The 22,176-nt window shown below is 52.5% G+C and carries 15 protein-coding genes; 6 read left to right on the forward strand and 9 right to left on the reverse strand.

The genetic code is table 11. The annotated features are described in order from the left end of the window. Window positions 1–85 precede the first annotated feature (85 nt). Window positions 86–1,477 carry an ABC transporter substrate-binding protein gene (locus tag HQN87_RS21585; protein WP_173137534.1) on the reverse strand — a complete coding sequence of 464 codons (1,392 nt, stop codon included), beginning with the start codon at window positions 1,475–1,477 and terminating at the stop codon, window positions 86–88. Between the two features lie 255 nt (window positions 1,478–1,732). On the opposite strand from HQN87_RS21585, the gene HQN87_RS21590 reads away from it, so the two are divergent. The 4 genes from HQN87_RS21590 (at window position 1,733) to HQN87_RS21605 (ending at window position 6,432) form a co-directional block, all read left to right on the forward strand. Then, on the forward strand, window positions 1,733–2,509 hold the full coding sequence (locus HQN87_RS21590; RefSeq protein WP_254075603.1) for a helix-turn-helix transcriptional regulator: 777 nt from the start codon (window positions 1,733–1,735) through the stop codon (window positions 2,507–2,509). Window positions 2,510–2,773: 264 nt separating this feature from the next. After that, window positions 2,774–3,628 (forward strand): ABC transporter permease subunit, encoded by an 855-nt coding sequence (locus tag HQN87_RS21595; RefSeq protein WP_246553506.1) that lies wholly within the window; start codon window positions 2,774–2,776, stop codon window positions 3,626–3,628. Continuing rightward, window positions 3,625–4,590 (forward strand): carbohydrate ABC transporter permease, encoded by a 966-nt coding sequence (locus tag HQN87_RS21600; RefSeq protein WP_083684293.1) that lies wholly within the window; start codon window positions 3,625–3,627, stop codon window positions 4,588–4,590. Before HQN87_RS21595 ends, HQN87_RS21600 begins: the two co-directional genes overlap by 4 nt. A gap of 45 nt (window positions 4,591–4,635) precedes the next feature. Further along, window positions 4,636–6,432 carry a type 2 periplasmic-binding domain-containing protein gene (locus HQN87_RS21605; RefSeq protein WP_173137538.1) on the forward strand — a complete coding sequence of 599 codons (1,797 nt, stop codon included), beginning with the start codon at window positions 4,636–4,638 and terminating at the stop codon, window positions 6,430–6,432. Window positions 6,433–6,973: 541 nt separating this feature from the next. On the opposite strand, the gene HQN87_RS21610 is transcribed toward HQN87_RS21605, so the two are convergent. The 4 genes from HQN87_RS21610 to HQN87_RS21625 all read right to left on the reverse strand — a co-directional run bounded on the left by HQN87_RS21610 (window position 6,974) and on the right by HQN87_RS21625 (window position 12,935). Further along, entirely contained in the window at window positions 6,974–7,735 is a 762-nt protein-coding gene (locus HQN87_RS21610) for an alpha/beta hydrolase (protein WP_367272764.1), read from the reverse strand. A 182-nt stretch (window positions 7,736–7,917) separates the two neighbouring features. Beyond that, window positions 7,918–8,649, reverse strand: coding sequence for a GNAT family N-acetyltransferase (locus tag HQN87_RS21615; protein ID WP_173137540.1), 732 nt, complete (start codon window positions 8,647–8,649; stop codon window positions 7,918–7,920). Window positions 8,650–8,971: 322 nt separating this feature from the next. Continuing rightward, on the reverse strand, window positions 8,972–10,996 hold the full coding sequence (locus HQN87_RS21620) for a right-handed parallel beta-helix repeat-containing protein (RefSeq protein WP_173137542.1): 2,025 nt from the start codon (window positions 10,994–10,996) through the stop codon (window positions 8,972–8,974). Between the two features lie 193 nt (window positions 10,997–11,189). Further along, window positions 11,190–12,935: a family 43 glycosylhydrolase gene (locus HQN87_RS21625; RefSeq protein ID WP_367272765.1), complete on the reverse strand. Its 1,746-nt coding sequence runs from the start codon at window positions 12,933–12,935 to the stop codon at window positions 11,190–11,192. Between the two features lie 241 nt (window positions 12,936–13,176). On the opposite strand from HQN87_RS21625, the gene HQN87_RS21630 reads away from it, so the two are divergent. Next, a complete protein-coding gene (locus HQN87_RS21630; RefSeq protein ID WP_173137545.1) occupies window positions 13,177–13,968 on the forward strand; it encodes a helix-turn-helix transcriptional regulator in 792 nt (263 codons plus the stop codon). A gap of 1,113 nt (window positions 13,969–15,081) precedes the next feature. On the opposite strand, the gene HQN87_RS21635 is transcribed toward HQN87_RS21630, so the two are convergent. Then, a complete protein-coding gene (locus HQN87_RS21635) occupies window positions 15,082–17,067 on the reverse strand; it encodes a glycoside hydrolase family 31 protein (RefSeq protein ID WP_173137547.1) in 1,986 nt (661 codons plus the stop codon). Between the two features lie 125 nt (window positions 17,068–17,192). On the opposite strand from HQN87_RS21635, the gene HQN87_RS21640 reads away from it, so the two are divergent. Continuing rightward, window positions 17,193–18,083: an AraC family transcriptional regulator gene (locus tag HQN87_RS21640; RefSeq protein WP_173137549.1), complete on the forward strand. Its 891-nt coding sequence runs from the start codon at window positions 17,193–17,195 to the stop codon at window positions 18,081–18,083. Here HQN87_RS21640 and HQN87_RS21645 read toward each other — a convergent pair. From HQN87_RS21645 to HQN87_RS21655, 3 genes are read right to left on the reverse strand one after another with little or no spacing between them, the layout of a single operon-like run. Beyond that, window positions 18,067–19,593, reverse strand: a complete 1,527-nt coding sequence (locus HQN87_RS21645; protein WP_173137551.1) for a glycoside hydrolase family 43 protein — start codon at window positions 19,591–19,593, stop codon at window positions 18,067–18,069. The two genes, HQN87_RS21640 and HQN87_RS21645, sit on opposite strands and share 17 nt — an antisense overlap. Before the next feature lie 23 nt (window positions 19,594–19,616). After that, complete coding sequence (locus HQN87_RS21650) at window positions 19,617–21,047, reverse strand: glycoside hydrolase family 43 protein (RefSeq protein ID WP_173137553.1); 1,431 nt, start codon at window positions 21,045–21,047, stop codon at window positions 19,617–19,619. A 44-nt stretch (window positions 21,048–21,091) separates the two neighbouring features. Beyond that, entirely contained in the window at window positions 21,092–22,111 is a 1,020-nt protein-coding gene (locus HQN87_RS21655; RefSeq protein WP_173137555.1) for an endo-1,4-beta-xylanase, read from the reverse strand. Window positions 22,112–22,176 lie beyond the last annotated feature (65 nt).

Consider the following 22,176-nt stretch of genomic DNA (forward strand, 5'->3'; position numbering starts at 1 on the left):
CCTTAAGCGCTGGATCATAAGTCTAATGTCAGCGAAAATGGGAACAACAGTCCGCCGGGGACTGTTGTTCCATCCGGGTATCCGGTTATTTTTTGTATACGGCGTCCACAGAAGCCTGGACCTTGGCCTTGTACTTCTGGATAACCGTGGAGGCTGAAGTTCCCTTCTTCAGTTCGTCAAGCAGCTCATAGTACGGCATGGTCGAGAAGGTGTTATGGTTCGTTAACAGCATCCCGCCCTCTACCATCTTGGCATTATTGATATCATCTTCGTTGTCATACGTACTCTCCAGGGAAGCCTGCTTAGGATAATCGTAGATCGACTCGATGTCGTTGATCTTCTCCCAGATATACAGCAGCCATTCCGGATTCTCGACCTTCTTCGGGATCGTCAGGAACTGGACATTGGACTCTACACTGTGATATTCGGTCGCATTCGGGCCTTTGGGAAAAGGAACAAAGCCGATATCATAATCCTTCATATCCGTCTTGAAGCCATTTGCCTCATAATCCGCTCCCGCATACATCAGAGTGTTCCCCTGGCGGAAGAACTGCGCCGGTTCCTGCCAGTCGCCGCCTTCTGTCGGTCTGGCTACCTTCTCGGCACCCAGCTTCGAGATGAACTTGAAGACCTCCAGCGCCTTGGGATCATCGAGATTCTGCTTGTCGTCTACCGTCAGATCGGTCTCGTTGGAGGCCAGTGCCATTTCCAGGAATCCGCCTGAGGCCAGTCCCCAGACATCAAGTTTACCGTTGTTATCCGTATCCTTATTCGCTTCTTTGGCCACTTGGGTGAAAGTCTCCCAGTTCCAGTTGTCCTCGTTAACATATTCCTGAAGCGGCTTCATGCCCAGCTTCTTCATCAAGGTCCGGTTATAGAACACACCGCTGATCAGATTGCCCGCATTCTCCGAGAATCCATAGCCCTTGCCGTTGTATTGTGAGAATTCCTTCGTCATTTGCTGGTTGAAGGCATTCTCATTCTTCGTATACTCATCAACCGGCCAGAACAGATCCTGCTTGGTCAGCGCCGGAATCATATAGGCCTTGCCCATTCTGACAATGTCTCCAAGCGGCTCACCGGCCACCAGTGAAGCTACAACCTTCTTCTGGTATTCTCCGAAGTCCAGCGCCACATATTCAACCTTGAAATTATGCTTCTTCTGGAGTTCCTTCAGATTCTTCGAGCGCTGGATATTGTCCGGGTTGTCCTCCGGGATCGTCATATCCCACCAGGAGACAATCTTGATCGTTCTGCCGCCCATATCGAAATCCATCTCCGGTGTGGCAGTGGTCGGCTCTGCGGTTGCTGAAGCTTCAGGCGTTGCCTCTGCCGCCGGCGCATTCGCCGAAGCTGCCGGCTTCGCTGACGCCCCGCCCCCGGCATTCCCGCCGTTCCCTGATCCTCCGCCGCATGCCGTCGTTGCAGCCACTAACAACATACTAATGAGTACTGACATTACCTTTTTGGTCCGCATGATGTGCCCCCCCAAATATGAATGACTTACCTCGAAAGTTTAGCGCTTACATTTTCAGGCAACAACCTGTCTAACTTCAGGTGTTCACCTGTCAAATTATAGGTCCGGCCGGCAAGCCCTTACACACCGGGCAACGCAGTTCCGATCAGGTAAACAAATGGAGCCTGGTGCAAGAATTGCACATTGTAGCCCTTCGCTCTGTTGCACATAATGAATGGAGGCAGCCTTAACTTCTCTTAAGAAAGCGGGGTCTTCATGTTGTACAGAATCTTGTGTGTAGAGCGTAACCGTCATGTGCGGGAGATCGCTTCTTATATGGCAGGGAGCAGGCTTAAGAATTTCATCATACATGCGCATGCTGATTATTCTTCCGATATTCTCCGGCTGATCCGCAGCGAGGGGATTTCACTGGTTCTTCTGAATATCCGGGGCACCCATACACCGGGCATGAGACTCTGTGAACAGATCAGGCAGGGCAGCTCCGTTCCGATTATCCTTCTCGGGGGCAGCGGGGATTTCGAACTGGCGCGTCAGGCGCTGCTCTATAATGTAAGCGATTACCTGACCGACCCGGTGGATCCGGCGGAGCTGGGCAGAAGTCTGGAGACGGTTAGACGGGGCTTTGCTCCGGCGGACAGACCGGCTGCTGCGCAGCGGGATTATGCGGAGCCCGCCATTCAAAATGAAAAAGAGCCGCCCTCTCCGTGTCCGATCGTCAGTACGATCAAGCAGTACGTGGAGGAGCAGCTCCATCATAATATTACACTCAAGCGGATCTCCGACTCCCTGAACTTCAACTGCGCGTATCTCGGACAGAAATTCAAACAGCAGGAGAATATGTCCTTCAACGAATATCTGCTGCGGCAGCGGATGGAGAAGGCGAAGCTGCTGCTGGAGACGACTGACATGAAGATCTATGAGATTGCAGACGCTGTAGGATATACCGAAATCGACTGGTTTTACAAAAAATTCAGAGCCTACACCGGAGCAAGCGCCAACGAATACCGCAAGCAATGCTTCATCACCGCCTGACCCGGGCCGGAGCCGTGTCTGCTGACTTCAAGCAGGCACGGCTCCTCTTATCCCCCTGTATCCAGCTTTTACCTGACAATAGATCAATAAATGGTGAGGATCGGTCATTGTTAGAAGGTTGACGATAATTTATTATAGGTCTCATATAATGAAAGCGTTACCAATAAGGCAAGGAACAAAGAGAATTCGATAAGGAGCGATGCTATGCGCAGTCAGAGCATAAGAAGCAATTCTTTCCGGAAATTTCTTTACATTTCGCCCTTTATGATTCTACTTGCAGTATTTGCGTATTACCCGCTCTATGGATGGGTATACGCCTTCTTCGACTACACCCCGCCTATTCCGTTGTCCCAATCACCGTTTGTCGGCTTCAAATGGTTTCACTCTCTGGTTGAGAATCAGGTCAAGATTGATCAGCTGATGCAGGTCATCTGGAACACCTTCGGCATCAGCGGACTGGGTATTCTTTTCTCCTGGCTGCCTATGATCTTCGCCATCTTCCTGACCGAGATCAAGGCCGTCCGCTTCCGTAAATTCATTCAGACCGTAACCACGCTGCCTAACTTCATCAGTTGGGTACTCGTCTACTCCCTGGCCTTCTCCATGTTCTCCAGTGAAGGTATGGTCAACGGCTTCCTACACATGACGGGGCTGTCGGATAAGCCTGTGCTATTCCTGCAGAGCTCGGATCATGTCTGGCTTACCATGTGGTTCTGGGCGACCTGGAAGACACTCGGCTGGTCAGCAATCCTGTACATAGCCGCCATCATGGGCATTGACGAGTCGCTGTATGAAGCGGCTTATGTGGATGGTGCCACCCGGATGCAGGTAATCCGGCATGTCGTATTGCCAAGTATGATGCCAACCTACTTCGTCCTGCTGATGCTCCAGATTGCCAGCTTCCTGAACAATGGACTGGAGCAATATTTCGTGTTCCAGAATGCGTTTAACAAGGACACTATTCAGGTTCTTGATCTATATGTGTATAACCTCGCCATGGGCGGCGGCAGCTATTCCGTCTCCGTTGCGATCAGTATGCTGAAGAGTGTGATTAGCGTGGTGCTTCTCTTTTCGGTGAACGGGCTGTCCAAAATGCTGAGAGGAGAGGGCATTGTATGAGTGACAACCAGACCAGTCTTACGCCAAACACCCGGGAGATCGACATCACCAAAAAAACGGTCAAAATGCAAGTCAGCGCTACCGATAAAATCATCTCTACTATTATCTATATCCTGTTCTCACTGTTCGCCTTCATCTGCGTTTATCCGTTCTATTCGATCATTATCAATACCATCAGCGCGAACGACCTCAGTGCCAAGGGTGAGATTATCTTCTGGCCGAAGGGGATTCATTTCCAGAACTATGTCGATGTCTTCAAAATCCCGGGTCTGGGCAATGCGTTTATGATCTCCCTCGGAAGAACGGTGATCGGTACGCTGCTGACGGTCGGCGCTTCGGCCTTTCTCGGATTCATGTTCGCCCAGGAGGACATGTGGGGCAAGAAATTCTGGTACCGCTTCACCATCATCACGATGTTCTTCAATGCCGGGATCATCCCGTGGTATCTGACCATGAGATCATTGCATCTGACGGACAACTTCCTGGCTTACATTCTTCCGTCCGTTGTTGCTCCTTTCTTCATTATCCTGGTCAAAACCTTCGTGGAAGCTACACCGAAGGAGCTCCAGCAGGCGGCCAGCATTGACGGTGCCGGGATTTTCACAATATTCTACAAGGTCATTCTGCCGATCAGCAAGCCGATCCTTGCAACCGTTGCCATCTTCTCGGCGGTCAACCAGTGGAACTCCTTCCAGGACACGCTGCTCCTGGTGACAGACAGCAAGTTATACAGCCTGCAGTTCATTCTGTATAACTACATCAATCAGGCGAGCTCCTTGTCCACCATGGTCAATCTGCAGAATGCCGGATCTACGGCGATGGCTACACTGGCGACCAAGCAGACCTCTACCTCCATCCGCATGACGGTTACCATTATCGTAGTCGCACCCATTCTGCTGGTCTATCCGATCTTCCAGAGATTTTTCGTCAAAGGAATTATAATTGGTGCAGTCAAAGGCTGATACGCCTGCGCCATTATGATACATTAATCATTCGGGGGGCTACTCATGAGAACACACCTTAAGCTGGGAAGAAAGTACACGCTGTTGCTCGGGACGACCATCCTGCTGGTAACAACGGTACTAAGCGGATGCAGCGGGAATTCCAACAATGCAGGACCTGCTGCCGGGACGGCCGAACCAGGGACACCTGCGCAGTCATCCGATCCGGGCACAAGTACAGGCATTGATCACAGCAAACCACTAACCATTACGGTATTCGACAACGCAGCGAACTATCAGGGTGAACAGACCGGGTGGTACGGCAAGCTGCTCAAAGACAAGTTCAATATCACACTGAACATTCTGGCTCCACAGGTAGCCGGCGATCAGTTGTACAAGACCCGTTCGGCCTCGGGAGACCTCGGAGACCTGCTGATTATTGAGAACAGCCAGCTTGAGGAATTGATTCCGGCGGGGATGATTATGGATCTTACGGACCTGATCAAGAATACGGAGCATCTGTCCAAGTATGTAGACAATCACTTCAAGCCGTTCAATGTGGCCTTCGAGAAGCAGAATCCCGATGGTAAAATCTATGCCCTGCCGGCCTTCACCGCCGATACTTCGCCAACGACCTTCTCAGAAGAGCTGCCCTACTCCAGCCCGATTCTGCCTTGGGACTATTACAAGGGAATCGGCGCGCCTAAGCTGAACAATCTGAACGATCTGATGACCGCCCTGAAGGACATGCAGGCCAAATATCCGAAGACCCCGGACGGCAAGCCGATTGTTCCGATTACCCTGTGGAAGGACTGGGACGGGGGGAGTATGGAGAATGTCCGCTGGCTGAGCAACTGGTATGGCTTCGAGCAGCCGAATGGAACGACAACCATTCAACTGAATGCCAAAGGTGATATCGTTCCGATTGTGGACGACAACAGTATGTACAAGAAAATTCTGCAATTCTACTATGATGCCAACAAGATGGGCCTCGTCGACCCGGACTCTCCTTCCCAGGACTGGAACAAGGTATCTGAGAAGCTGACCAACAAGCAGGTAATGCTCCTGTGGTATTCCTGGCAGAGAGGCTTCTACAACACGATTGAGAGAGGCAACCAGGGCGACGGCAACGTAGCCGTTCCAATTGCGGACACCCACCTGATTCAGAACAGTGATGCTTACTTCGGGAACGGAAGAGTATTTGCCATCGGCGCCAAAGCGAAAGAACCGGAAAGAATCATGGAACTGATGGACTGGATGTCTTCTCCTGAAGGTCTGCGCTACTACACCAACGGCTTCGAAGGCTTCAACTATGAAAAAACACCTGACGGCAAATTCAAGCTGACCGAAGTCGGCCAAACAGCATTCCAGGAAAATACCCCTGTCCCGGATGAGTACGGCGGCGGCGGTTATCAGGACGGCCAGAGCAAGGTGAACTCGATGATTATGAGTGATTTCGTAGTCGACCCTGATACCAAGGAATTCTACAACAGCACCTACTGGGCCTCCACCATCGAAGCCAACAAAACAGCGCTGACTACAGACTGGCAGAAGACCTATGACGCGGCCACTCCGACCGAATACTATCAGAAGAACAACATGATTGATATCGTACCTAACATCAACACAAGTCTCGGCTCCGATTCTTCAGAGGTCAAGAACAAACGCAGCCAGATCTCCGATTATGTCAAGAACACCTCCTGGAAAATGATCTTCGCCAAGGATCAGGCCGAATTCGACCAGCTCTGGACGAAGCTCAAGAGCGATGTCGAAGGCCTCGGCTGGAATGATGTCTTCGCTGTGGACAAAGAAAGAGCAGACAAAATCGTCAAAATGCGTGCCGATGCCATTGCCAATAAGTAAGCAAATGAGCGTTACTGCGTAAGCTGTAAAAGTAAAAGAAGAGGCAGCCCCAGAGCCATCTACATGGCTTGGGTCTGCCTTTTTCGCGCTTAAGTATGTAAAGCAACTTCTCCGGCCTAGTGCCGCCCAATTCCGGCCAATTGAGTTCCTCGTCGGCAACCTGCCTACTCCTAACCAGCCAATCAAGCCCTCACCACCAACCTGCCTACTCCTAACCAGCCAATCGCCCCCTCACTACCAACCTGCCTACCGTGCTCCAGGCAATTAAGCCCCCTCGTCGGCAAGCAAGTGGAAAAAGGTAGCTTAAATTAGCGGTTTCCGTCGTTTGCAGATAAGCAAGTGGAAAAACAGCATCTAATTTCATTGTTTTTCCCAATTTGGTTGAATTGTGATGGATTAAGTGTTGTTTTTCCAACTACTGTTCCCGGAAGGCAAGTTTGTCCACCAGCAAGTGTATAAAATCCAACTGCTATTTCCTCACAATGTCCTCATGATCGCGTACCGTGCAGTCTTGTGCGATCGGTGGACGTAGGTGAGTGGATTAGGAGAAAATAAGCTGCGAGAACTGATACAGGCCGTTCTTCCAGACCGGCCAGTCGTGGTCGCCCTGCTCTTCCACCCAGATATGCGGTACGTTATGCTCAGCGAAATAGGCATGGGTGCGGTCGCTGACATACTTGAGGCTGTCCCGATCTCCGCAGGATAACCAGAGCAGGCTAAGCGCTGCGGACACCTTCTGCGGATCGGGCACCAGCAGTTCCGGCTCCTTTGTATTGGGGGCTGGGGAGAACGCCCCGATCCAGGCGAACCGGTCCAGGTTGTTCAATCCCATGTTGAGCGATTGCCCGCCACCCATGGATAATCCGGCCAGGGCACGATACATCCGGTCTGTCAGGACTGAATAATTCGCTTCTATATAAGGGATAAGATCGTTCAGCAGATCGGACTCAAATGTTGCAAAGGCCGCCACCTTGTCAGGAGCAAAAATATCGCCTTCCGGCCGGTCATTCAGCATCGCGCGGCCGTTAGGCAGCACAACAATCATTGGCTTCAGCAACTGATCGGCATACAGATTGTCCAGGATGATCTGCGGTTTTCCGTGAATATACCATTCGTCCTCATCCCCGCCGATCCCATGCAGCAGGTATAAGACGCTGTATTTCTCTGCGCTGGAATATCCCGGCGGTGTATATACCCGGGCCTTCCGGGTGTTGCCTACTGTGGCAGAGGGATATTCTATCATCGTGATCTCGCCACGCTTGATTCCTTCCCTCTCCTGTTCATAGCCTGGCTTTTGTGTCAAATACTTCAGATTATTCCCGTTCAATGGCCCTCATTCCTCTCTGTGAATGTATGTATACTGCACACTTTGTTTATTCGATAAACAAAGTGTAAAATCCTGCTGAGGAACCTGTTGCAGAGAAATATAAGAGAAATATATATGTAGGATAAACGGCCTTCTACATTGTACAGTCCCGACTGTATTTAACTTTCGTATACATATGAATGAATAGGAGTAGTCTCTACAGGCAGCAGGGATTGATATAGAGCATTAGCCTCAGCAGAAAAACCTGTAATATAAGCAGTTGTCACACCTTGCTCCTTCAGCCGCAAGAAGCAGGCAGTCACAACCGCCTTGCCGAATCCGCGTTTCCGGTAATCGGGGTGGGTCCCAATGGTCTCTATGACCGCAATCCCGTTATCCTGATCCACGAACCCGAAACAGAAGGCAATATGCCGGCCCTTATCATCAACCACAGAGAAATCAAGCTCCGCAAGATAGGACGGCAGAGTTTTCCTCCAATACTCTACCTTGACTGGGCCGGAATCAGACGGAGAGAAGATCTTTTCAATCAACTCGCCCTTCGATTCTTCGTCTGCCCCTTCCGCCATGCACCGGATGTAGAAGCCTACTTCCAGGTTCAAAGTGTACTCAGTATGCATAAGATCGTATCTTCTTGTATTTCCGATATGGGAATCCTGCACAAAACCATGGTCTAATAATGCCTGAACCTCCAGACCATAGGGATAACAATCGGTGTTGAGCTTCTTTTTCTCCTTGCCCCATACATTCCGGGTCCATGCAACCATCTCACCCGCCAGATGCGGGTAATCCGGATGAACGATTAAACTAAAGAAACTGCCCCCAGATTCGGAAATGAACAGACCTGTTATCTCACCGGCTTCATTCTTCCATAGGTGTGCATTATGCTCCATGAAATTAGGGTCTACACTTTTGGGAGCTTCGTACCGATTCCAGAACTCAAATCTGACAAATTCCCAAGTTTGAAGCTTACCTGTCAAGGTTACCATTTTTCTTAAAAAGGTACGGACATTGCTGAAACTTTCCGTGGTGTCACTATACTTTTCATTCATTCCTTCTTCTCCATTCTGCTCTCATAATTTCACTTCGTTTCAATTATATATGATAGTCTTCCTTTTTATAGGTATAGATTTGTTATAACAATTTGTTCTATTGCACTCTGCATAGGACACAGCAAAAAGCCTGTCCCCAGGGACAAGCTTGCAGTAATCTCTGTTACAGCACAATCTTCACTGGACTATTATCCAATAATTCAAACGGTCCGGGAGTCACACGGGTATCCGGGCGCTGCTTACCGAAGAAGTCACGGTCGAAACGGTAAGGGGAGCCATCCGGTTCCTCATAATACATCTCGGCATGGTGGGTTCTGCCCAGCAGATTCGTGGTGACTACTGTAGGCGCTGCTGCACGCAGCAGCTCAGGGTTCACAATGTGCACCTGCACCTTGCCCGAAGCCGGATCAACCTCGATCTCAAGTCCCTTATCGGCATAGACCTTAGCATTCGGCTCATGCGTACCCGGCACAGCGTCTTTCAAATACAGATTGCCCTGGATCGCTACAGGCAGCGCCATCTGTTCGGGATGGAACGGCTTCCCGGCTTCAACCATCGCCTTAATCTCTTCCTTGGTGTATTCCCACCACTGCTTGTCCAGGGAACCCGGATAATCGTTGTACCCGCCCAGCCCGACAGGATGGAGATAACAGCGGGAATTATCCGGGATACCGTCCATCATCCGTTCACCGTTATCGTTAAGGCTCTCTCTTGAAGCAAGCGGAAGATGCTCGAAGAACGTCATCGGCAGCGGCTCGTTGCCCGGATCGTCATCACGCAGGAAGATATTGTTGTAATACTTGTCGTCGCCGCCCGTGAAATTACTGTACCCGGCTACCGCCGTCTCATGGGGCATATGGTACGGAGTATAGCGGGTAAGCTCAGAACGCACCACAAACTTGCCGGCGAACAAATTGTGAACAAACGCCCCGCCTTGGGCCATATTACGGAAGTTCATCGGCGACAGGAACAGATTGTGATCGACCATATAAGGGCCATGGCAGACCTCCATGAAGAAATCCTCGGACAGACTATCATAAAAAATATTCCGGCTGATACGGGTGCCTTGCGCCTGCCAATCCAGCCATAACGCGCGGTAGCAGCTATAAATGGCGTTCTCACAGATCTGTGTGTCCAGCGCGGCATGAAGCTTGATTCCCCCCACCTCTGCGCCGTGGAATATACGTTTGTGGTGGATGTTATAAATGCGGTTCTGATAGATCCGGCTAAAAGCGGCGCCTAAATGTCCAACGATTCCAGCCTGCTCACAATCGTGAATGACATTGTTGCGGACGATATGACTTCCAATGTTGTCCTTATGCCAATCCTGGCGCAGCGCCCGGAAAATAACCTCCTGCTCGCGTTGCGTTCCGCCTTTGCTGCGGCGATCCGACCATTCGTTATGTCCGGTCGATATTTCTTTGCCAAGACTGATCCCTGTGCATTTGGACTCACTGATATGGTTATCTTCAATAATCCAGCCCTTGCTCCAATGAGGACCTATAAGCCCTTCCTGCAACGCCGTTGGCGGTGCCCACTGCGGCGAGGCCTGCCGGAGCGTAAAGCCCCTGACCGTTATGTAGCTGCGGCCGGTCTTCTCAGGCCAGAAGCAATAGGGGCGGACATTAATTTCCACGTTCTCATTGCGAGGATCTCTGCCGCCGAAATTCGCCCAGATTCGGGTGAAGGCAGCATCAGCTTCCGCATACCACTGCAGCAAAGAATCCTCCGCATATTTGGCCTGCGGCCATACCTCGGGATTACGCAGCTTGTCCACTCCATCACATTCATACAGGGATTTGCCGTCAAGGTATACATCTCCCAAATGCGGCTCGAACGCACCTTCAAACAGCCAGTCTCCGTATAATTTAACCTTATAAGGGTTGCGGACAGTAAAGAGGGTATTAGGCACCTTCGTGCTCCAGACACCATCTCCTTCATCTTGCCAGTCGGCTACCGGCTCAGCACCGGTTATCACCACTTCCCCATCTCCTGCAGATTGATAGACAATCCGCTGTTCCTCCGTGCCGCCATTGGCGGGACTGACCCATTCCCTGTAGATCCCCGCATGTACTGTAATAATATCTCCCGGCAGTGCAAGCGCCGCAGCGCGGGAAATGGAGCGGAAAGGTTGTTCTGCCGTACCCGGCGCCTGATCGCTCCCTTGAATAGCAACATGATATTCCATTATATAAATCCTCCTCTTCCCTACAAGTCATCTGCAAATCATTATACCATTTATAGGAATGGCTTTAGTAGATTGATAGCGTTGTCTGCTCCGTGTTAACGGCAACTCCGAAACCAAGGAACCTCCGGCCTATGTGAAGGGTCAAGGGTTCCAGGATTATAGTGAGACGCTTATACGGTTAGCCACCTGCAGTCTAACCTACGATTACTTCCATGGATACCTGCTTCAGTTCAGGATTCAGGTCCTTATCCTCTGTGAGATCCAGAACAGGAGCGCCATCAATGTCAAAATGCACCCGGCGCAGGCCGGAGCTTCGCGGTCCGTCGATTCCCGGTCTGGCATGATAGGCATTCCAGATGACTCCGTCCTCGTCCGTCACGTAGGAATTATGGCCCGGCCCGTATTCCCCTGGTACACTTCTTGAGGTCAGCAGCGGATAATTGCCTTTAGTCCAGCTTTTGATATCCAGCAGATCCGCCCCCTTATCTGCAGTCAGCAGACCGACTACATAGGTGGCATCCACCGCCGCGCTGGCAAAAGTTACATACAGCTTGTCATCGGTGTACAGTGCGAACGGACCTTCATCCACGAACGTATGGTTATTGGCCCAGCCGTAATCCGGCCGGGTCAGCAGCACCGGATCACTGGTCAGCTTCCACGGCTCCTGCGGGTCAATCGTGGCAATATAGACCCAGGCTCCCAGATCGACCGGCAGGAATTGACGCTCCGACCATGCGGCATAGAGCTGGCCGTTCCAGCGGATGACCGTCATATCCAGAGAAATCGTTTTGCCCGCCTCGCACAGATAACTGCCGTCCTTCTTCACTACCCGGCAGGGCTTGGACCAGTCCTCAGCACTCATGGGTTTCCCGCCCGGGCTCAGCTTCATCACATGCGATTCCTCATGGAAGAACTCGCCGGGTGTTGCGGCATGGAAAATATACAACTCGTCTTCAATGATATGGAATTCGGGCGCCCACAGCAGGCCGCCAATCTCTTCATACGTGGAGGAATCGAGGATCAGGGCTTCCTCGGCTGTCACCAGCCCGGGAATTGTATCGGCTTCCCTCATATACAACGTATGTTCCTTATCCGCATCATTGGTCGCAATGAAATAATATTTTCCCTTCCACCCTACAATGCAGGGGTCCGCACGGTTAAGTGCAATCGGGAATGGAAAGTGCTCCTGATGAATCTTCCCGGAGATGCTGTAGGTTCCGGCCTCGTCCCAGTTGATGGCATCCGTGTTCCAATGAACTCTTTTGGTAGCCTGCGTACCATCACTGTATAAGGCTGTTGCCCGGACTGCCTCCACATCCTCCACCGATGCCGCATTCACACGGTCCGGTACTACGACAGCGATATTCTCTGGAACCGTAAGCTTGCAGTAGAGTCTGCGGCCGGTCTCTGCGGAGACAGAGATCACATTGCGCGGCAGCATCCCTTCGATATCAGCATCCACGGTATCCAGAGTGAACGGCTCTGCTTCCTGCGGTGCCGAGACATTCCGGAGACTCATCACATCAGCGATGAAATTCTCATACCCCTTACCCTGTTCATCTATCCAATGGATCTGGTAACCGTTCCCGTCCGGATCGTAGGTGCAGGAGACATCGCTTACAAAGGTATCCGCCTTAAGCTCCAGCAGTCCAACCTCGCTGTATTGCAGCAGATCCGCAGAGGAAAATAGCAGCACCTTCCCCTTGCTCTGTTCGTCGGCTTCGCCGTCTGCCTCCGTACGAACAGCAATTACGCCGTAATTCCCGTCAGCCAGAAGGAAGAGATACGGATTCTTCAGGCTTTTGGCCCGGAGTGTGCCATCTTCATTCTCTGTTGCCTTGGCGAACAGAACACCCGAGTTATGATTCAATGCCTGATAATGCAGCCCATCCTCGCTGTAGGCCAGGTGCATACTGTAGGCAAGCTTCGTGGAGTACACTATATCCTCCTGCGGCAGCCTTGTATAGCAAAGGATCTGTTTCCGATCTTCGTTTGGTTGTGGTATCATTAATCAATAACCTTCCTTCATATTGATAATTTCTAATAACCAGAAATGTAATACTCACCGTCTTAATTCAGTTCCACCCGTAATATACACTATAAATTATAGAGATTCACCGGAATTCTAACAATGATATTTACTGACCATTAATTGATCTATCCGAAGAAAGGGGAAGCCAATGCCCTCTATACACTACGTTGAATACGACGCTGCGCATCAGCATGATTTCGTGTACAGCATACCGGAAGGGCTGGATGCCTGGCTTCTTCTCCTGACACAGACTCCGGCGCTGTTCGAAGTGAATGGAGAACTGAAGGAGTATCCTGCTCACTCTGCTGTTCTGTACCCGCCTAAGCACAACATCTATTACCGCGCCTGTTCCCGGAATTATGTGAATGACTGGGTGCGCTTCGATGCGGATGAATCTTATATTACAGAGACCGTCTTACCGGTCGGTACTCCATTCTCGCTGCCGGACCCCGGCTATTGCCACCAGCTGTTTCAACTGCTGACGCTGGAGAACTCCTTCCAGAACGATTACCGGGAGCTATCCATTGACTACCTGTTCCGGCTCTTGTTCAACAAGCTGTCCGAGGCGTCCCAGGACAAGCTGACTCCGCAATACTATAATCTTCTGGAGCTGCGCAAGACGCTCTACAGCAACCCCGGCCACCCTTGGACAGTGTCCTCTATGGCTGCGCATCTGCATATCAGCACCGGCTACCTGCAGACCATCTACAAATCCACCTTCGGGATCTCCTGCATGGAGGATGTCATTCATTGCCGGATTCGGCTGGCCAAGGAGCGGCTCGGCTATGGCCAGCACAAAATCGCCGAGATCGCCGCACTCTGCGGCTATGCGAATGTCGAGCACTTCTGCCGCCAGTTCCGGCAGCTTACCGGCTTCTCCCCCCGGGCCTACCGCGAGAAGCTGGCTTCCAAAGAGCCGCTGAGCCGGGAGGAGAACTAGGTTGCTTCACCGGAGGAGAACTGGGTTGTTCCATGTGAAGGGATCTAGGTTGCTCCACTGCAGGAGAACTGCGTTGCTCCATGGGAAGGGATCTAGGTTGCTCCACCGCAGGAGAACTGCGTTGCTCCATGGGAGGGAAATGGGTTGCTCCACTGCAGGAGAACTGCGTTGCTCCATGGGAAGGAACTTGGTTGCGTCCGGGAGGGGAACTGGGTTGCGCCCTAGATGGTGGAGGCTGAGCTTACAGAGCATTACTCCAACTGTACGCGAATTCATAAGTTACTCTAACTCTAGACGAATTCATACCATACTTAGATTGGGTTAGTTAGGTTCGTTAGGTTAGTTGAGTTAGTTGAGTTAGTTGGGTTAGTTGGGTTAGTTCACCGTTTCCGGCTACATTAGCTGTCGGACTATCCTGGGGAGCATCCACCCAGCATTATTAATTGGATAAATGTATCCTAATTTGGATGTTCCGCAGCATTTGGAGGAATTAATTGGATAAATGTCAATTAATTTCACGCATTTCTCAACTCCGGCAGATTTATAGCAAATTAAGTGCTGTTTATCCATCTGCTATCCGGCAAAGGCTCCTCCGTTCCTCAGCAAGTGGAGAATTGCCAACTAATTCCCGTCAAAGGCGCAGGCAAATCCCATGCCAAGGCTATAACCTGCTTCTTTAGCCGCAATAATGTCCTATTCCATAACAAAATCACCCTACGGGTAAATAACGCTCTACTTCGCGCCGTCTAATGTGTTCGGTTTTTCGATTACATCCGGCCCACACGCCCTCGCAACGTCCAATGTGTTCGGTTTTTCGCTTACATTCGGCCCACACGCACTCGCAACGTCCAATGTGTTCGGTTTTTCGCTTACATCCGGCCCACACGCACTCGCAACGTCCAATGTGTTCGGTTTTTCGTTTACATTTAGCCTACGCGGCGCTCACAGCCCAATTGTGTTCGGTTTTTCGATTACATTTGGCCTACGCGGCGCTCCCAGTCCAATTGTGTTCGGTTTTTCGATTACATTTGGCCCACATAACAGAGCAGCGACCCTCCTATACCAGGAGAATCGCTGTTCTGTTTAAATTATACAGTCTGAGCCTGTGAAGAGTTACTTACTCCCAGCCCCGTCAAGCACCGGCAGCGCTGCATCATCACGCACAAACAGCGGAATCTGCTCCAGCGGCGCATCGGTCGTGACGGCCTGTCCCCCGGCAAAGGTCTCCCCGCTGTAGACATGGGTCCAGCTTGCGCCGGACGGCAGGTACACCTTGCGCGCTCGTTCACCCTCGCTCAGCACCGGGGCAACCAGCAGATCAGGACCGAACATATACTGGTCTTCGACATCCCAGGCTGCCGGGTCCTGAGGGAAATCATAGAACAATGGACGCATAGGCGGCGTCCCCTTCTCGTGGGCTGCTTCCATGAGCCCCCGGATATAAGGCTTCAGCCGCTCTCTCATCTGCATGAATTCCTTGAAGATGGCATAGGCCTCTTCCCCGTAGCTCCATACTTCATTATCCGAGCCGCTGCCGCACACGCCTCCGCCCCGCGTTCCGGTTGGCGGAACAAAAGGCTGACGGTCCCCATGCAGCCGGAAGACCGGAGAGAACGCGCCATACTGGAACCAGCGGACCATCAGCTCACGGAACGAAGCATCTGCCGGATTGCCGCCGTGGAAGCCGCCGATGTCCGTGGTCCACCAGGGAATGCCGGCCACGGCCATGTTCAGACCGGCCCTCACCTGAATCGCCAGAACCTTGAAGCTGGAGTGGATATCTCCCGACCATACGAGCGCGCCGTAGCGCTGGCTGCCTGCCCAGGCGGTACGCACCAGATTGATGATATTCTCCTGTCCCTCAGCGGCCATTCCGTCATAGAAGGTCTGGCTGTATTTGACCGGATAGAGATTGCCGATCTGCTTGCTGGAGCCGATATGATAACGGTAAATATCATGGTCATAGACAGTCAGCTCCGGCTCCGCCTCATCCAGCCAGAAGACCTTGATGCCTTTGTCATAATAATTCTGCTTGATCAGTCCCCACAGGAATTGGCGGGCTTCCGGATGGGTCGCATCAAAGATGGCATTCTGGCCCAAAAACTGAAATTGCGTCCGTACCCCGCGGTCCGAACGGAGCAAATACCCCTTCTCCAGCATCTCCTGATAATTCTCGCTCTCCGTCTGCACTGTCGGCCATACCGAGACCATCAGCTCAATGCCCATCTCCTGCAGCTCCTGCACCATCGCCTCGGGATCAGGCCAATAGTCGGGATCGAATCTCCAGTCCCCCTGATTCGTCCAGTGGAAGAAATCAATGACGATAACGTCAATCGGCAGATTCCGCCGTTTATGCTCTCTGGCTACCTCCAGTAATTCCTCCTGTGTGCGGTAGCGGAGCTTGCATTGCCAGAAGCCCATACCGTAATCCGGCATCATCGGAACGGTTCCCGTTGCCTTGGCGTAAGCCTCCTCGATCTCGGCAGGCGTATCACCGGCAGTGATCCAATAATCCAGTTGTTTGGACGACGGGGCTGTCCATTCGGTAACATTCAGACTGAAATGCGCCTGCCCGATAGCCGGATTATGCCACAGGAACCCGTAACCGGCACTTGACAGCACGAACGGAATACTGATCTGGCTGTTGCGGTGAGTCAGCTCCAGCGAGCAGCCCTTCAGATTCAAGAAGGAATGCTGGTATTGGCCCATGCCGTACAGCTTCTCTGACGGGTCCGCTTCTAGCCGGAGCTTCACCGAGAAATCGCTGCTGCCGGGAACGGCCGCAAGCTCTCTGCCTCCATATTTTAACTGGTACGTATCTTCCGTTTCGTTAAGCAACAGCTTGCCATGCTGGTTGTAGAAGAAGATCTGGCCCTTGCCTGTCATCTCCGCCCGGATATTTCCGTTCACGATAGTCGAACGTTCCTTGGTAATGGTGATCTTGCTTGAGGTCTGCTCTGCCGGCAGAAGCGCCCACTGCTCATCGGTGATCTCTGAATAGGAAGCCCGGATACGCAGCGAATGCTCTCCCCAAGGCTCTATCCAGACTCTCTCATGGTCATATTCTCTGATCAGTCTGCCATTCTCTTCACGAAACATAGCGCGATCCCTCCAACAGTTCTATAATAAGGTTGCAACCACAGTATACAGAGTGCGAACCCGCGGTACTACGCATGAAAGTACGCATCTATCATACGATATTACGTTTTTGTGGAGGGATTAGGATGAGTGGAGCTTTCGAGGACAAGCCTTATCCATGGAAAAAAGAGCACACGGAGATTCCCGAGGGCCTGTTTCCCATCAATGTATTTCATATCTGCTTCCCGGACCGCAGCATTATTCCGCCTCATTGGCATGACCATCTCGAATGGATTCTCATCACCAAGGGCAGCTTCCGGGTGCAGGTCGGCCCTAGCTCCAGAGAACTGATGGAGGGGGAGCTGGCCTTTGTCAGCCGGCCCCAGATCCACGCGGCCTATCCTACAGAAGAGGGCAGTGAGCTGTATGCGGTCGTCTATAACGAAGCTCTGCTGAACGGGATGAGAGATCTTACCGAGCTTCAGCACATCCGGCCGCTGCTCTCCGGCGAGATCCGGCTGCCCGCCTTCTATGGTGCGGACCAGCCGGTTACCCGGCGGATCAGAGCCTGTATAGAACAGATCGTGTACAGCTATCAGAACAAAAGCCCCGGTTATGAATTATGTATCAAAGGCGGGTTGTTCTCTTCCCTGGGTCTTGCTTATCCCCTGGCAGAGTTCAAAGCACCGCCTTCCAAAAAAGACCGTCAGGAGACAGGCATCCAGCCCTTGCTGATTCATCTCAGCAACCATTTCCATGAACCGCTGACGGTGGAGGAAGCCGCCCGGATCTGCTGCGTGACCCCCAACTATTTCTGTCACCTATTCAAGAAAAACACCGGAAAAACCCTAATTGAATATGTGAACATGCTGCGGGTGCACGAAGCCTGCCGGTTGCTTCAGCTTCGCCAGTATCCGATTCAGGAGGTGGCCTTCCGGGTCGGATTCTCCAACCTGACGTATTTCGGACGAATATTCAAACAGAATACGTCCATGACTCCAAGCGTGTATGCTACCCGGTTCAAGTCCCGGACTTAGCCTGCCTGCGGTAATGGAAATAATCGAAATCGGCATAACCGCCGGAGGAGACCGTTGCATAATTGAACAAGCCAATCCGGTAGCCCATGAAATGATCCAGCGTATATTTCATATGCAGCGTCCCGCCAATAGGCTTCCAGACCGCCCCGTCTGCCGAATAGAAGAAATGGGCCTGGTCCACGCTATCCTCGAAATTGAAGTCGATTCTGAGATACAGCCTGTTGCCGGTGAACGGAATACTCTCCACCGTCTGCGGGCAGCCGTCACCGCTATTGACGCACATGCTCAGGTTGAACCCGCCCTGTTCCAAAGCGGCAGCCTCTACCGTCCCATATCCGTTCTGCAGGGCAACCATTCCTGCCCTGTCTCCTGTCAGCATCCCTGAGAGATCCAGCAGGGCCTCCGCGCTGCACGCCGGACCCTCCGTCCGCTGGGTCAGCGTATTGCGCGCCCGCAGGATGCTGTCTGCTGTGCGTCCGGTGCGCAGCCGCAGATAACCCGGCCGCTCGGTGAGCGACCATAGCCCGTTGTCGGGATTATGGTTCCACTGCCAGTTCAGCGCCAGCCGGCCGCTGGGAGAATCGAACTCATCGCTGATTACCACCGGCTTCGGCTCCCCCGCAGGAAGCTTCGTCTGGAACCTTTTAGGTGCTGCACCGTTCTCCCCGATTACCGGCCAATCCTGCTCCCAGCTTACAGGGAGGACGCACGGAATCCGTCCGACCGCCCCATGATCCTGGAACAGCACTGCGTACCAGTCGCCATCCGGTGTATCAACAATGCCGCCTTGCGCGACACCGTTATTCTGGTAGCCCAGATCATCATCCAGAACCACCTTCCATTCGTAAGGACCCAGCAGCTCGCGGGAACGGTAGCATAGCTGGCGTCTGCGCTGATTGCCGGTTCTCGGCCATTCAATAAAGAACAGATAATAATAGCCGTTACGCTTATGCGCATGACAGCCTTCAATCCGCAGACCGATGTCTTCCCGTTCGCCTTCCAGCAGCAGCTGATCCGTTCCGCCGGGCTTCACAGCCGTCAGATCCGCTGTCAGCTCCTTAATCCGGATGTCCCCGTTGCCATAGATCACATAATTGCGGTGATCTTCGTCCAGCAGCAGAGCCGGGTCATGATGGAGTCCCGGAATAACCGAACGCTCCCATGGGCCATGCTCAATATCTCCGGTCCGGTAGATATAGAACTGGTCCATATCGTTGGAGGAGAAGCATACATAGTAGACTCCATCCTTATAGCGGAGCGAAGCCGCCCAGGAGCCGCTGCCGTATATCCCCTGTCCGTCTTCCAGCCGGTGGGCCTCATGATCCTCGAAGGTGTCATAGACATAATTCACAATTTCCCAGTCGTACAGATTCTCCGACTTCATAATCGGACAGCCCGGCATGGAATGCATGCTGGTGCTGACCATATAGAACACAGGGCCGACCCGGATGACATCCACATCCGGGACATCTGCCCACATCACAGGATTGGTAATGATAGCGGTATTCAATGCCTTGGCCTCCTTGAGGTTGGTTATGCTTCTGCTGTGAATTGCCAAGCTGCCAGCTTAAACAAGCCTTTGCCGTCCGCGCCCGTGAATACCAGATAGAGTGTATGCACTCCTACGGCTCCATGAACTTCCGTCTTCAATTCTGTCCATTCTGCCCCGTTCGCGGCAGACACGGACAGCTTGCCGGCAAGCGGGCCAGCCGGGTCATCGAGATGCAGCTCCAGTACACCGCCGGCTTCAAGTCCCAGAACCGAAGCCTGGAACGTCTCTGCTCCCCGGCTTCCGAAGTCCACTCCGGATAATCCGATCCAGCCGCCATTCTCTATATCCGTTACGATCTGTTCTCCTCCGGCAGTGAGGGATGCGGTCTTCACCCCTGCGCTCCAGCCCATCGTCGCCGCCGGAATACGTTCATACGGGTTCAGTGTGCCAAGCTGCTGCACGCCCTCATAGTCCGCATGAATCTCCTGAATGGAACCGTCCTCATGATGAGTCAGCCGGTTAAGATGCGTGGAGCGGTAGCCGTTGGCAATCCCTTCGGCCTTGGACAAGGTCTGGGCGTGGTAAGCAATATACCAGCTGTCATGAAATTCAAACACCGCATGGTGGTTGTTCCCGGAGACTCCGAAGAAATGCCCCGGATTCTTCAGGATCGTCCGCTGATAACTCCAGGGACCCATGGGACTGTCGCTCGTCATATAGGCGATCTCTCCCGCCGGAGGGCTGCCCTCCGGGCGTTCCCCGTCATAGAAGTTCGAGCAGTAGGTATAGTAGTAGACACCGTTCCACTTATGAATCCCGGCATCCTCGAACATGAACGGGGCTGGAATTACTTCAGCAGTACCCACTACGCTGGTCATATCCTCACCCAGCCTCATCACCCGGGCGGTGCCCGGCTCTGCGAACTGCCCTTCCGGGACACCGCCTCCGAAGTAAATATAGCCCTTGCCGTCGTCATCGACCAGAACGGCCGGGTCGAATAGCCAGGTCACATCCTCCACCCCAGGCGTGGAGCGCAGAATCAGCGCTTCCCCGATAGGGTCAACCCATGGCCCCACCGGACTGTCACTGGAGAGAACCCCAATCCCGCTGGCATTATTGGCGAAGTACAGGAAGAACTGGTCCTTGCCGCCAATCACCTTATGAACCGCTGCCGGTGCCCAGGACTGGGTAGCCCACTTCGCGGCGCCTTCGGGTCCGGCCACGGCAATCGCGCCATGATCGGTCCAGTTGACCAGGTCGGCGGAGGAGATGACTGTAATGGTATTGATGCTGCTGTAAGAGTTCTCTTTCACCACGCCGCTCTCATCATACTCCAGCGCGTCGTTGGTCATGTACAGGTAGACTCTGTCGCCGAATACCAGGGCATAAGGGTCGGCTCCGTATCTGTGTGCTACCAGCGGATTGCCGCTTGGCGGTACCTTGCCTGTAGCCTGCTTCAATTGAGTTGTCATTTGATTCCCTCCAGATATAATAAGGTGTCCAGCTTACAATAATATTAGGATTGCGTTGCCGTCAGACCGGCCAGCCGTGTGAATGAAGCCTTGGGCTGCTTCTGCTCGTCGAATAGGAACGGCCAGTTCTTGCGTCCGCGGACCGGGAAGCCGTCCAGCCAGGTATAATCATCGGCCACACCCCAGAAGGTCACCGAATCAATAGAATCTTTGAATTCCAGCAGAAGGGCGAAGATTTCGGCATAACGCTCCTCCTGGAGCTTCAGCATTTCAGCTGTTGGCGCTTTCAAATCTGTGCGTTTGTCGTCATGACGGAACACGGAGAGATCCAGCTCGGTAATGTGAATCTTCAGCCCGAGCGACGCATACAGCTTAAGCGCATTGCGGATTTCCTCAATGGAAGGGCCGTAGATATTCCAATGTCCCTGCATTCCAATCCCGTGAATCGGCGTATTCTGATCGAGCAGGCTGCGGACCAGCTTGTGGATTTTGACGCTTTTGACAGGATCGGTCTCATTATAGTCGTTGTAGAACAGAAGCGCGTCAGGGTCCGCCTGATGTGCCATCTCAAAAGCCTGGTGGAGATAATCCTCGCCGATCATCTCCAGCCAGCGGGTCTCCCGCAGATATTGATCGGATTTATCCTCAATCGCTTCATTCACCACATCCCAGGCGTAGGCCCGTCCCCGGTAACGTCCCACTACCGTGTTGATGTGAGTCTGCAGGCGGGCCAGTAATTCCTCCCGGCTGCAAGGGCCGCCCTCTGCATTCCGGAACATCCAGTCGCCTGTCTGATTATGCCATAGAAGCGTATGTCCCCGGACGCCGATTCCATGCGCCTCTGCGAATTCAAAGATACGGTCCGCAGCATCGAAGGTATAGCTCCCTTCCTCCGGCTGAACCTCTACCGGCTTCATTTCATTCTCGGCAGTAATGCTGTTGTAATGCTTGGCAATGAATGAACCCTGAGTAGATATAATGCCAGTACTGACGGCAGCCCCTATCTTGAAGGCATCCCGGAACATTTCATGTAATGCAGGAATTTCGCTGCTGGCTTGCTTCATCTTTTCTAACCTCCATTGAATAGCAATTTTTGGACAGCTATCTCTATCATAACGTATTTGAATGC

The organism is Paenibacillus tritici, assembly GCF_013204885.1.
Taxonomy (GTDB): Bacteria; Bacillota; Bacilli; order Paenibacillales; family Paenibacillaceae; genus Paenibacillus_AQ; species Paenibacillus_AQ tritici.

Bases quoted from the DNA above. Each gene is read 5' to 3' on its own strand.
- HQN87_RS21585 (WP_173137534.1), bottom strand. From the start codon at position 1,477: ATGCGGACCAAAAAGGTAATGTCAGTACTCATTAGTATGTTGTTAGTG.
- HQN87_RS21590 (WP_254075603.1), top strand. From the start codon at position 1,733: ATGTTGTACAGAATCTTGTGTGTAGAGCGTAACCGTCATGTGCGGGAG.
- HQN87_RS21595 (WP_246553506.1), top strand. From the start codon at position 2,774: ATGATTCTACTTGCAGTATTTGCGTATTACCCGCTCTATGGATGGGTA.
- HQN87_RS21600 (WP_083684293.1), top strand. From the start codon at position 3,625: ATGAGTGACAACCAGACCAGTCTTACGCCAAACACCCGGGAGATCGAC.
- HQN87_RS21605 (WP_173137538.1), top strand. From the start codon at position 4,636: ATGAGAACACACCTTAAGCTGGGAAGAAAGTACACGCTGTTGCTCGGG.
- HQN87_RS21615 (WP_173137540.1), bottom strand. From the start codon at position 8,649: ATGGAGCATAATGCACACCTATGGAAGAATGAAGCCGGTGAGATAACA.
- HQN87_RS21620 (WP_173137542.1), bottom strand. From the start codon at position 10,996: ATGGAATATCATGTTGCTATTCAAGGGAGCGATCAGGCGCCGGGTACG.
- HQN87_RS21630 (WP_173137545.1), top strand. From the start codon at position 13,177: ATGCCCTCTATACACTACGTTGAATACGACGCTGCGCATCAGCATGAT.
- HQN87_RS21635 (WP_173137547.1), bottom strand. From the start codon at position 17,067: ATGTTTCGTGAAGAGAATGGCAGACTGATCAGAGAATATGACCATGAG.
- HQN87_RS21640 (WP_173137549.1), top strand. From the start codon at position 17,193: ATGAGTGGAGCTTTCGAGGACAAGCCTTATCCATGGAAAAAAGAGCAC.
- HQN87_RS21650 (WP_173137553.1), bottom strand. From the start codon at position 21,047: ATGACAACTCAATTGAAGCAGGCTACAGGCAAGGTACCGCCAAGCGGC.
- HQN87_RS21655 (WP_173137555.1), bottom strand. From the start codon at position 22,111: ATGAAGCAAGCCAGCAGCGAAATTCCTGCATTACATGAAATGTTCCGG.